Raw genomic sequence first — 11,885 nt, 5'->3', positions numbered from 1 at the left:
GGCCACACCCGGCCCGGATCCCCAGCCACCGCCGGGGATCCGGGCCGGCGGCTTGGCTGAAGCCGGCCTGAAGATCGCGGTAGGTGTTCCTGAGACGGCCCGGGGGCGTTCCACCCGCCCACCCGGCACAGGCAGACTGGAACCGTGCGGGTACTGGTGGTGGACGACGACGCGGCTGTCCGGGAGTCCCTGGAGCGCTCGCTCCGATTCGAGGGATACGAGGTGACGACGGCGATCGACGGTGCGGACGCCCTCGACGCGGTGGGCCGCGACCAGCCGGACATCGTGGTCCTCGACGTGATGATGCCTCGCATCGACGGGCTGGAGACCTGCCGCCAGCTGCGGGCCCGCGGCGACGACGTCCCGGTGCTCATGCTGACCGCCCGCGACGGCCTCGCCGATCGGGTCAGCGGCCTCGACGTCGGCGCCGACGACTACCTGGTCAAGCCGTTCGCCCTGGAGGAGCTGTTCGCCCGGCTGCGGGCGCTGACCCGGCGGGCGGCGCTCGCAGCCCGGGCCGCCGGGCCGGGCGGCGTCGGTGGGCCGGGCGGCGTGCCCGGCTCGGTGCTTCGCTACGGCGGGGTGGACCTGGACCAGGCCAGCCGCCAGGTGACCCGGGGCGAGCGTGAGCTGACCCTGACCAAGACCGAGTTCGAACTGCTGGAACTGTTCCTCAGCCATCCACGGCAGGTGCTGTCCCGCTCTATGATCATGGAAAGGGTCTGGGGCTACGACTTCGGCCCCACCTCCAACTCGCTGGAGGTCTTCGTGAGCTACCTGCGACGCAAGCTGGAGGCGGGCGGCGAACCCCGGCTGCTGCACACGGTGCGTGGCGTCGGCTACGTGCTGCGTGAACCTGTGGGGGACCGCGGGTGACGCGAGCCGGCGGGGGACCGCCGGGCAGCCAGGCGGAGCCGCCGGGGGCGGCGCCGCGATCCTGGGGACGGCCGGTGCTGGCCTACCCCGCGCCCTCCGGCGGCGGCGAGCCCGGGCCGCCGGGCGCCGTCCGGCGCGACGGGTTCGCCCGCCGGGTCGGGCCGAGACAGCGATCTCGGCTCAGGTTCTCCTCACCGTTGAGCCGGCTCACCCTGCGGGCGCGGCTCGCGCTGCTCGTCGGCATGGCGGTGGCCGCCGCGGTCGCGGTGGTCGCCGGGGTCTCCCTCGGCGCCACCAGCATCGTGCTCAACCAGGCCATCGACGACCAGCTCATCGAGCAGGCGGAGGCGTCCGCGGACACCATCCAGACCAACTCGCTGGGCCTGGGACTCGGCCTGCAGGCGTTCAGCTTCGGCCTGGAGGGCCAGTTCCTCGGCGCCTCCGGCAACCCGCTGGAGAACGCCGTCTCATCCTGGAACAGCGTGCGGATCCCGGTCGACCCCGCCGACGCCGAGGTCGCCCGCCGGCAACGGGCCCAGAACCTGCGCACGGTCACCATCGACGGCCAGTCCTACCGGCTGGTCACCGTCCCGCTGCAACGCCCGGCGTCCGGCGGGGCGCTCCAGCTCGCCCGGCCCACGACGGACGTCGACCGCACCCTGCGCGATCTCGGGCTGGTGCTGCTCGTCGTCGGCGTCGCCGGGGTCGTCGGCTCGGCGCTGGCCGGCCGGATCGTGGCCAGGGCCGCCCTGAAACCCGTCGACGCCGCCGCGGCGGCCGCCGAGGAGGTCGCCCGCACCCAGGACCTCTCGGCGCTGATCCCGGTGACCGGGTCCGACGAGATCACCCGGCTCGCGGAGAGCCTCAACAGCATGCTGCGCGCGCTGGAGGCCTCCCGGGCCCGCCAGCGCCAGCTCGTCGACGACGCCAGCCACGAGCTGCGCACCCCGCTGACCAGCCTGCGGACCAACATCGAGCTGCTGCTGCGGGCCGAGGCGAACCCGCACCGAGCGCTGCCCGCGGCCGACCGCGCGGCCCTGCTGCGCGACGTTGACGCCCAGATGCGCGAGCTGTCCGGGCTGGTCAGCGAGCTCGTGGAGCTCGCCCGGGACGAGGTGCCCACCGAGGAGGTGGAGCGACTGGACCTGGCCGAGATCGTCGCCGCCGCCGCGGAACGCGTGCGCCGCCGCGCCACCGGCAAGGACATCCAGATCGAGGTCGACGCCGTGAGCTCCCCGGTGGACGGCCGGGCGAACATGCTCGAACGAGCCGTCACGAACCTGCTCGACAACGCGGTGAAGTTCTCCCCGCCGGCCTCGGTCGTGCGGGTGCGCACCCGCGACGGCGAGGTGACCGTCGCCGACGACGGGCCGGGCATCGCCCCGGAGGAGAGGTCCCAGGTCTTCGATCGGTTCTACCGGGCCACCTCGGCGCGTGGGCTGCCGGGATCCGGGCTCGGCCTCGCGATCGTCGCCGACGCCGTGCAGACCCACGGCGGCACCGTGACCGCGGAGGGCTCGCCGAGCGGCGGGGCCCTGCTGCGGATGCGGTTGCCGCTGGCTACCCCCGACCCCTCGGACCCCCGGGACGCGCTGATGCTGGCGGGCGGTGCCGCGGGCCTGGACGCCGACCTGGCGTGGCGGCGGCCGGCCGACGGAGCTCCTACCACAGGCTCGCCGGCCCCCGCGCCGGCGGATGGGGTGTCGCCGGCCGGGCCCCGCGGCGAGAATCCTGGGGTGTGAGCCCAGACGATCCCGCCCGGTCCCGGCCGCTCGAGCACTCCGTCAGCGATCTGGCTGCCAGCGATCTGGCCGCCGACCGGGACCTCGTCGATCTCGCCGAGGTGTCCGGGGTCGCGACCGCGTACCGCGACGCGGAGGGGGCGCTCGTGCAGGCCGCGCCGCGGACCGTGCGGGCGGTCCTGCGCCTGTTGGGGATCGATCCGAGCGACCCGGCGGCAGCCCTCACCGCAGCCCGAGAGGCGCCCTGGCGGCGCCGGCTGCCGGCCTGCGCCGTGGTGTCGGCCGCCGCGCCGCGTCCGATTGTCGTCCACCTGCCCGCCGGCACGGCGGCCCGAGCCGAACTGGAACTCGACAGCGGCCGGCGGATCCCCCTCGACCCGCCGGGAGACCCCGCCGAACGCCGCAACCTCGACGGCGAGCCGTGGGAGGCCCGGCCGCTCACCCTGCCCGCCGGGCTGCCGCTGGGTGACCACGTGCTGCATGTCGCGGTGGGCTCGCGGCGGCTGCGCTGCGCAGTCGTCGCCGTGCCGGACGCGGTGCCCGGTCCCGCGGCGCTCGCCGAGCCGGCGCGGGCCTGGGGTTGGATGATCCAGCTTTATGCTCTGCGGTCGGCGTCCTCGTGGGGCATGGGCGACTATGCCGACCTCGTGGATCTCGTGGACTGGTCCGGCCAGGCGGGTGCGGACGTGCTGCTCGTCAACCCGCTGCATGCCGCCGCCCCGACCCTGCCGGTCGCCGCGTCGCCCTACTCGCCGGTCAGCCGCCGCTTCGCCGCGCCGCTCTACCTGCGGCCCGAGGCGACACCCGAGTACGCGCGGGTCGACGAGCGAACCCGGGCCGTCGTCGACGAGTTCGCCCGCGAGGCCCGCCGGGACGGCCGGCCGGACGGCCTGCTCGATCGCGACGCCGTGTGGCGGGCGAAGTCCGCCGCGCTGGAGCTGCTGTTCCGGGCGGCGGGCGGCAGCAGCAGCCCCGACGACCGCAGCGGACCTGACGACGGCAGCGACCCCGACGACCGCAGCGGGCCGGACGGTGACACGGACGCGGCTATCCAGGGGCTCGACGACTTCGCGACCTGGTGCGCGCTGGCGGAGCGGCACGGGCCGGACTGGCGGGTGTGGCCCGCGGAGCTTGCACATCCCGGCACACCCGCCGTGGCCGCCGCCCGCGTCGAGCTGGCCGACCGCATCGCCTTCCACGCCTGGCTGCAGCGGTGCTGCGACGCCCAGCTCGCCGCGGCGCAGGCCGCCGCCCGCGGCGCCGGGATGGCCGCGGGGATCGTGCACGATCTCGCTGTCGGGGTCGATCCGGGTGGGGCGGACGCATGGGCGTTGCAGGACGTTCTCGCCGTCGACGCCACGGTGGGGGCCCCACCCGACACGTTCAACCAGCAGGGCCAGGACTGGGGACTGCCGCCGTGGCGGCCGCAGGCGCTGGCCGACGCCGGGTACGCGCCGTTCCGGCAGATGGTGGCCGCCGTGTTGCGCCGTGGCGGCGGGCTGCGGGTCGACCACATTCTCGGCCTGTTCCGGCTGTGGTGGATCCCGCGGGGCGCCGGGGCGGTGAACGGGACCTACGTCCGCTACGACGCCGAGGCGATGCTGGGGCTGATCGCGCTGGAGGCCGCGCGGACCGGTGCCGTCGTCGTCGGCGAGGACCTCGGCACCGTTGAGCCGTCCGTGGCGACGACGCTGGCGCGCACGGGGGTGCTCGGGTCGACGGTGCTGTGGTTCGAGCAGGACGACTCCGGCCGCCCGCTGCCGCCGACGCGGTACCGGGCGGCGACGATGGCCAGCGTCACCACGCACGACCTGCCCACCGCGGCGGGCTATCTCGAAGGCGAGCATGTGCGCCTACGCGCCGGTCTGGGCCTGCTCGGGCGGTCCGAGCAGGCGGAGACCGGCGGCTGGCGCGCCGAGCGGGATGCGCTGCTCGACCTGCTGCGAGCCGAGGGCCTGCTGACCGGGCCGGCCGACATGACCGGGCCGGCCGACATGACCGCGGACGGCGCGCAGTTCACGCCGCAGGTCCGCACCGAGCTCGTCTTCGCGCTGCACCGGCTGCTGGTGCGCTCACCGTGCCGCATCGTGCTGGCCGCCCCCGGCGACGCCTTTGGTGACCTGCACCAGCCCAACCTGCCGGGCACGGTCGACGCCTATCCCAACTGGCGCCTGCCGGTGCGCGACGCCGACGGCGGGGAGGTCACGGTGGAACGCCTGCGCACCGATCCCGCAGTAGCACGTCTCGGCGCGTTGCTCGCCGAGGTGCGTGGCGCATCCGTTGCCGATGGGGCTTTTCTCACCCCTGGGAGGGGACCGTCGGCACCCCTGAAAGAGGACCCTCGACCCACTTCCCGGTAACCTTCGCTGCGTGACTCCACGTCAACCGCGCTGGTCCCGCTGGCTGCCCTCCGCCGGTATGATCCATTCGTCGCGAGGGTCGGGCGCCCGTCCAGCGTCGCGGCGCGGCACCGCCCTGCGCCGGGTGCTGACCGTCGGCGGCCTCACGCTCTTCACGCTGCCGGTTTTCGCGGCAGCCGCCTCCGCCGGGGAGATCGGGACCAAGTACAACCCCGATCCGCTCTCCGCCCTGCAGACCTGGGGGATCTACGGTGGGACCATTGTCGGCGGGTTCCTGATCGCGATCCTGTTCGCCGCCTGGTCCAGCCGCAAGAGCGGGCCGGCGCGCTACCGGCCGGGTCAGCCCTGGGAACATGACGAGGTCTGGATCGGCACCAAGCCGGAGGAAATCGAGGGCGAGCGGGCCGAGAAGGCCGTCCCCGGCGCGGGTGGTGCCAGTGGCAACTGGTGAGGCGTTCACCTCGGAGCAGCTCGAGCGGCTGAACCGAGCGTTGGAACTTGCCCAGAAGCACAGCGGTATCCGCTTCGGCGTCCGGCTCGGGTCGGTGCGCGGCGACGTGCGTCTCGCCGCGGAGCGGATCCTGTCGACCCTGGTCGAGGACCCGGTCCGGGATCCCGCCGTGCTGATCATCGTCTCGCCGGGGCAGTGCTTCGTGCGGGTCGCCACCACCCCCGCGGCCCGCAAGCGGATCAGCGACTCCGCGTCCGGCCTCGCCGCGCTCACGATAACTTCCAGCTTCTCCCTCGGCGACCTGGTCGGCGGCCTCACGACCGGCATCCGCCAGCTCGGCGAGGCGGCCGGCTCCGCCGCCCCCGGCAGCCTCGCCGGGGACAACCCCACCTCCGGGGGCAGCCCCGCCTCCCACTGACCCGGCGTGCCCCGCCACTCGTGACCACTCGCTGACCGGCACACCCTGGATCGGGGCGTGCCGGTCAGCGGCGTCGAGCGGGCGTCCTACGCTGCGGCGGTGTCCTTCGCGCGGGCGGCCAGCGCCCGGACGAGACCGTCGCGGCCCTCGAGCAGGGCGCGGCGCAGTGGCGGGACCGGGTTGCGGCCGGCGACGTACGCGTCGACCTTCGCGACCGTCTCCGGCTCGATGACGGAGGACGGGAAGAGCATCTGGGTGATGGTCGAGGCCGTGTCGAAGCTGCGGTTCTCCCAGATCCCGCCGATCTCGTCGAAGTAGCGGTCGATGTAGGGCCGGGTCAGCTCGAACTGGTCGGAGATCCAGAAGCCGCTCATCGTCGCGACGGCCAGGTGGTTGGACAGCTCGTCCGAGTCCATCACCGCGGACCACGCGGCGGCCTTGGCCTCGGCGCTCGGGCGGGCGGCCCGCGCGGTGGCCGCGCGCTTCTCGCCGGTGGCGGTGCGGTCCCGGGCGAGCTCGGCGTCGATCTCCGCGTCGCCGTAGACGCCACGCGCGACGAGCTGGGTCAGCAACGTCCAGCGCAGCTCGGTGTCGAGGACGAGACCCTCGATGACGTCGGTGCCCTCGAACAGTGCCCGCACCCGGGCCACCTGCTCGGCGTCCTCCGCCCGCGCGAACGTGGTCGTGTAGACGAGCTGCACGTCGCTGCCGGGCGGCGCGGAGCGGGCCAGCGCCTCGGCGCGCTCGGCCAGCGCCCGCAGCGCGGGTTTGCGGTTCGCCGGCTCACCGTAGGCGTCGATCGTGAGGTCGGCCTTGGCCAGCAGCGACTGCACCACGCCGATGTCGTCCTCGGCGGTCACCCCGGACAGCACGAGCCGGACGTACTCCCGCGCGGCGAGCTCCGCGTCCCGGGTCATGTCCCACGCCGCCGCCCAGCACAGCGTCCGGGGCAGCGACTGGGAGATCGCGCCGATCGACTCGACGAGGGTGGCCAGCGACCGTTCGTCGAGGCGGACCTTGGCATAGGTGAGGTCGTCGTCGTTGAGCAGGATGAGGTCCGGCTGACGGGCGCCGACGAGCTTCGGCACCTCGGTGAGCTCGCTGGTCACGTCCAGCTCGACGCGCTCGCGGCGGACCAGCGCGCCGGCGGCGTCGCGGTCGTACAGGCCGATCGCGAGCCGGTGCGGGCGCAGCGCCTTCGACGCGGTCGGCGGGGCGCTCGGCGGCTCCTGCACCACGTCGAACGAGGTGAACAGGCCGGAGGAGTCGGTGAAGAAGCGCGGGCGCAGCGTGTTGACGCCCGTCGTCTCCAGCCACTCGGCGGACCAGCTTGTCAGATCCCGGCCGCTGGCGTTCTCCAGCTCGTCGAGCAGGTCGCGCAGGGAGGTGTTCGCGTACTCGTAGCGGCGGAAGTACGTCCGCAGCCCGGCCAGGAACTCCTCCTGCCCGACCCAGGCGACGAGCTGCTTGAGCACGGAGGCGCCCTTGGCGTAGGTGATGCCGTCGAAGTTCGTGCGCACCGCGTTCATGTCGGGCGCGTCGGCGACGATCGGGTGGGTGGAGGACAGCTGGTCCTGACGGTAGGCCCAGCCCTTCTCCGCATTGGCGAAGGTCGTCCAGCCGTTGGTGAACCGGGTGGAACTCACCTGCGCCAGCACCGACATGTAGGTGGCGAACGACTCGTTGAGCCACAGGTCGTCCCACCAGCGCATGGTGACCAGGTCGCCGAACCACATGTGCGCCATCTCGTGCAGGATCGTCTCGGCGCGGCGCTCGCGGCGGGCCTCGGTGACCTTGGCCCGGAAGACGTATTCCTCCAGGAATGTCACGCAGCCGGCGTTCTCCATCGCGCCTGCGTTGAATTCCGGCACGAACAGCTGGTCGTACTTGCCGAACGGGTAGCGGTAGTCGAACACGCGATGGTAGAAGTCGAATCCGGCCTTGGTGATCTCGAAGATCTCGGCCGGGTCGAGGAACTCGGCCAGCGATTGCCGACAGTACAGCCCGAGGTCGATGCCGTCGTGGTGGTCGCGGACCTCGTGGTAAGGACCGGCGACGAGCGCGGTGATGTACGTCGACATCACCGGCGTGGTGAGGAACCGGATGGTGCGCACGCCGATCGCGGCCTCCGCGGCCTCCGCGACCGCACTGTTGGAGATGGCCGACCACTGCGCCGGCACCGTCACCGTCAGGGTGAACGTCGCCTTGAGGTCGGGCTGGTCGAAGCAGGCGTACATCCGGTGCGCGTCGTACGTTTCGAACTGGGTGTAGAGGTAGACGGCTTCGTCGACGGGGTCGACGAAGCGGTGCAGCCCCTCGCCGGTGCGCGAGTACACGCCGTCGCCCACCACGGTGAGCCGGTTGGACTCGGCGAGGTCGTCGAGCCGGATGCGCTCGCCGTCGAACACGGCGGCGGGGTCCAGCGACCTGCCGTTGAGCACGACCTCGTCGACCTGGGCGGCGGCGAGCTCGATGAACGTCGACGCCCCCGACTCGCGGGAGGTGAACGTGACCGCGGTCGTCGTACGGAAGGTCCCGGGGCCGGTCGTCAGGTCGAGTTCGACGTCGTAGGACGCGACGTTGAGCAGGCGGGCGCGCTCGCGCGCCTCGTCGCGGGTGAGGTTGTTGGGCACCCGGTTCCTCTCGGCAGGCACGGACTTCTCGGCAGGCATGGACACACGATCGTTGCCGTGGTTCCAGTCTCCCACGCCACGGGCGGGACCGGATGCTGCCGGTGGAGGTGGTCCGCTCGGGCCACACCTGATCGCGTCTACTGAGCCAAGCTCCGGATTATGGCGATTCGTGCGGGGTAGGTTCTCCGGCCGCGGGGCCGGTGGGGCACGATGACGACATGTCCCGCACCCGCGGGCGGGAACGTCCGGGCGTGGGCGTCCGTCCGAGGTATCCGTGCGAGCGCTGCGGGCGGAGGGGGTTCGGGTGAGGCGGGTCGCCGGGCTGGGCCGTGTGCCCGTTCGTCGGCGTTCGACGGGATCCGGGACGGGCGCCGTCGGCGTGCAACCGGGCTCGGACGGGAGCACGACCGCCGGGCCGGGCGGCAGGTCAGCCACCGACGACGGCCCGGGTGCCGGTGGCGATCCGGGTAAGGCCGCAGATGTAAACGCCAACAGCAACACCGGTGCGGGTGCGGGTGGCGGCGCGGTTTCGGTGGCCGCAGCCATCGCCACGGGGGTGGGCACGGGCCAGCGGCAGGGGATCGTCCCCCGCCGGCTGTGGCTGCTGCGGGCCGCGCGGCCCGCCGGGCCGGATGTGCCGGACGAGACCAAGCCGCCACCCGCCCGCCGTGGCGGCGGCGGTGCGCAGCAGTCGCCCCCGGGCCGCGCCGAGGAGCTCGTCCCCCTGGCTCTGCGGGTCTCGGCCGGCTGGTCCTGGCGCCTGATCGTCACCGGCGCGGCGATCTACATCCTGTTGATGGTGGTCGGCCGGGTCCGGATCGTGGTCATCCCGATCATCGCTGGGCTCCTCATCGCCGCGCTCATCCACCCGCTGGCGCATCGGCTCCAGCGCCTCGGCCTGCCGCGGCTCGGGGCGGCGTTCGTCGCGCTGTTCATCTTCTTCGCCGTGCTCGCGGGGGCCGCCGTCGCCGTCGGGTTCAACGCCGCCAACGAGATCCCGACCGTCTCCGACCAGGTCAGCGAGGGCGTCGAGCAGATCCGCGGCTACCTGACCGACGGGCCGTTGCACCTGTCGCAGACCCAGCTCGATGATCTCGTCGACGACATCCGGCGCAACCTGGCCAACAACCGCGGCCGGCTGGTCTCCGGGGTGATCTCCGGCGCGTCGGTGGCCGCCGAGGTGCTCACGAGCCTGCTCGTCGCCCTGTTCTCGACGTTCTTCTTCCTCTACGACGGCGAACGGATCTGGAGCTGGATCGTCACCCGCTTCCCGGACGCGGCGGAGGACCGGGTGCGCGGGGCGGGCCGCGAGGCCTGGCACACGATCACCGGCTACATCCGGGGGACGGTGTTCGTCGCCGCCGTCGACGCGATCGGTATCGCCATCGGGCTGATCGGCGTCGGCGTGCCGCTGGTCGCGCCGCTGGCGCTGCTGACCTTCTTCGGCGGGTTCGTGCCGATCATCGGGGCGACGGTGGCCGGCGTGGCGGCCGTTCTGGTGACCCTCGTCTCCCAGGGGGTGACCGATGCGTTGATCATCCTGGGGGTCGTGCTGGCCGTGCAGCAGCTCGAGGGGCACGTGCTCCAGCCGCTGGTCATGCGCCGGGCCGTGCAGCTGCACCCGCTCGCGATCGTGATCGCCCTGTCCGCCGGTGGCGTGCTGGCCGGCATCCCCGGGGCGATCGCCGCCGTGCCGTTCGTCGCCGTGGTGAACCGGGTCGCGGGATATCTGGCCGCGACCGGGAAGCGTCAGCCGCCCTGACCGGTTGCAGCCCGGCAAGCGGAGCTGTCGATCGAGGAGGCCATCCATGAGCACTGAGACCCCGCCGGCACCGACCCTGACCCTGACCCCGGCACCGGCGTCGGCGACGACCGAGACCAATCCGGGCACGGTCGTCGCCGATCTATGGTTCGACCCGATGTGTCCGTGGGCGTGGCTGACGTCACGCTGGCTGGTCGAGGTGGAGCAGGTCCGCCCGGTCCGGGTCCGCTGGCACGTGATGAGCCTCGCCGTGCTCAACGAGGGGCGTGACCTGCCCGAGCAGTACGCGGCGCTGCTGGCGAAGGCGTGGGGCCCGGTGCGGATCTGCATCGCCGCCGCCGAGCGGCATGGCGAGGGCATCCTCGCTGCGCTGTACACCGCGCTCGGTCGTCGCCGACACGTGGAGAAGGCCGAGTTCGACGAGGCGGTCTTCGTCGCCGCGCTGACCGAGGCGGGCGCCGATCCCGCGCTCGCGGCCGCGGCGACCTCGACCGAGTGGGACGCGAAGCTGCGGGCCAGCCACGCCGACGGCATCGGCCGCGTCGGCATGGACGTCGGCACCCCGGTCATCGCGGTGGGCGACAACGCGTTCTTCGGCCCGGTCATCACCCCGGCACCCAAGGGCGCCGACGCCGGCCGGCTGTGGGACGGAGTGCTGCTGGTCGCCGGCACGCCTGGCTTCTATGAGCTCAAGCGCTCCCGGGAGACGGAACCGATCTTCACGTGATCAGGCATGATGACGCATCATGCGCGTCCATCTAGGTTCTGACCATGCCGGCTTCCGTCTGAAGGCGGCGCTCACCGAGCGCCTGGTGGAACTGGGCCATGCGCCCGTCGACCATGGTCCCGACGAGTACGACCCCGACGATGACTACCCGCCGTTCGTCCTGGCGGCGGCGCGGGCCACCGCGGCCGAGCCGGACAGCCTCGGCATCGTCATCGGCGGTTCCGGCAACGGCGAGGCGATCGCGGCGAACAAGGTCGTGGGTGCGCGCGCGGCGCTGGTCTGGAGCGAGCAGACCGCCACGCTGGCCCGCCAGCACAACGACGCCAACGTGCTGAGTCTCGGTGCCCGGATGCACACCGTCCCCGAGGCGCTGGCGTTCGCGGAGGTCTTCCTCGCGACGCCGTTCAGCGGGGAGCAGCGGCACGTGCGCCGGCTGCGGATGCTGTTCGCCTACGAGCGGACCGGCGAGGTCCCCTCGGCGTCCGGCACCGCGTCCCCGGCGTCCTGACCCGCTGGCCGTCGGGGCGGGGTCCGGTCGGGGCGCAGGCGCGGGCCGGCGCGCCGGCCGCGGCCGGCCCCCCTCACCCCGTCCCTGCTCTACCGGCTGTCCCTGCTCTGGCGCCAGCCCATGCTCGACCGTCCGGACAGCGGGGTCGGCTGCCGGGGCGGTTCGCTGGCCGCGGCGCAGCACCACCGCGCGTTCCGCCTCGACGAGGTCGTCCTCGCTGGGCCGGTCGACATCGCGCGCCCGCATCGCCATCGCCGGGGGCAGCCGCGAGTGGCCGGCGCCGACCAGGCCGCGTAGCTGGGCGTCGGGATCGCCGGGGTGCGGCGGTCGTGCCCGTGGGCGGTCGGCGCGTTCCGATCGTGGCATGAGCCCTCCTTCGGCGGCCATCCCCGCGGTGCGGCCAGGCGG

General features: G+C 73.4%; 10 protein-coding genes. 9 read left to right on the top strand and 1 reads right to left on the bottom strand.

What is annotated here, in order from left to right; all coding sequences use genetic code 11:
* Window positions 1-144 precede the first annotated feature (144 nt).
* The 5 genes from G6R25_RS06810 (at window position 145) to G6R25_RS06790 (ending at window position 5,847) form a co-directional block, all read left to right on the top strand.
* Window positions 145-876, top strand: a complete 732-nt coding sequence (locus G6R25_RS06810; RefSeq protein ID WP_136447257.1) for a response regulator transcription factor — start codon at window positions 145-147, stop codon at window positions 874-876.
* Window positions 877-1,118: 242 nt separating this feature from the next.
* Window positions 1,119-2,618: a HAMP domain-containing sensor histidine kinase gene (locus G6R25_RS06805; RefSeq protein ID WP_235947645.1), complete on the top strand. Its 1,500-nt coding sequence runs from the start codon at window positions 1,119-1,121 to the stop codon at window positions 2,616-2,618.
* Window positions 2,615-4,978: a 4-alpha-glucanotransferase gene (malQ, locus tag G6R25_RS06800; protein ID WP_163552298.1), complete on the top strand. Its 2,364-nt coding sequence runs from the start codon at window positions 2,615-2,617 to the stop codon at window positions 4,976-4,978. The genes G6R25_RS06805 and malQ overlap by 4 nt, the downstream gene beginning before the upstream one ends.
* A 124-nt stretch (window positions 4,979-5,102) precedes the next feature.
* Entirely contained in the window at window positions 5,103-5,429 is a 327-nt protein-coding gene (locus tag G6R25_RS06795) for a hypothetical protein (RefSeq protein ID WP_235825839.1), read from the top strand.
* The gene (locus G6R25_RS06790; RefSeq protein ID WP_163552297.1) at window positions 5,416-5,847 is read left to right on the top strand and encodes a DUF5130 family protein; all 432 of its coding nucleotides are present in this window, start codon (window positions 5,416-5,418) and stop codon (window positions 5,845-5,847) included. The genes G6R25_RS06795 and G6R25_RS06790 overlap by 14 nt, the downstream gene beginning before the upstream one ends.
* An 86-nt stretch (window positions 5,848-5,933) precedes the next feature.
* Here G6R25_RS06790 and pepN read toward each other — a convergent pair whose 3' ends face one another.
* Window positions 5,934-8,480 carry an aminopeptidase N gene (gene pepN, locus G6R25_RS06785; RefSeq protein ID WP_163552309.1) on the bottom strand — a complete coding sequence of 849 codons (2,547 nt, stop codon included), beginning with the start codon at window positions 8,478-8,480 and terminating at the stop codon, window positions 5,934-5,936.
* A 532-nt stretch (window positions 8,481-9,012) separates the two neighbouring features.
* On the opposite strand from pepN, the gene G6R25_RS06780 reads away from it, so the two are divergent.
* From G6R25_RS06780 to G6R25_RS06765, 4 genes are all read left to right on the top strand, one after another.
* Window positions 9,013-10,242, top strand: coding sequence for an AI-2E family transporter (locus tag G6R25_RS06780; protein ID WP_336500779.1), 1,230 nt, complete (start codon window positions 9,013-9,015; stop codon window positions 10,240-10,242).
* Between the two features lie 46 nt (window positions 10,243-10,288).
* Window positions 10,289-10,969, top strand: coding sequence for a DsbA family protein (locus G6R25_RS06775; protein ID WP_163552296.1), 681 nt, complete (start codon window positions 10,289-10,291; stop codon window positions 10,967-10,969).
* Window positions 10,970-10,988: 19 nt separating this feature from the next.
* On the top strand, window positions 10,989-11,477 hold the full coding sequence (locus G6R25_RS06770; protein ID WP_163552295.1) for a ribose-5-phosphate isomerase: 489 nt from the start codon (window positions 10,989-10,991) through the stop codon (window positions 11,475-11,477).
* A gap of 120 nt (window positions 11,478-11,597) precedes the next feature.
* Entirely contained in the window at window positions 11,598-11,774 is a 177-nt protein-coding gene (locus G6R25_RS06765; RefSeq protein ID WP_163552294.1) for a hypothetical protein, read from the top strand.
* Window positions 11,775-11,885: the final 111 nt, after the last annotated feature.

Origin of the sequence: Candidatus Frankia alpina (assembly GCF_902806485.1) — a bacterium.
Classification (GTDB): Bacteria; Actinomycetota; Actinomycetes; order Frankiales; family Frankiaceae; genus Frankia; species Frankia alpina.
This window is presented reverse-complemented; position numbering and strand designations above follow the sequence as displayed.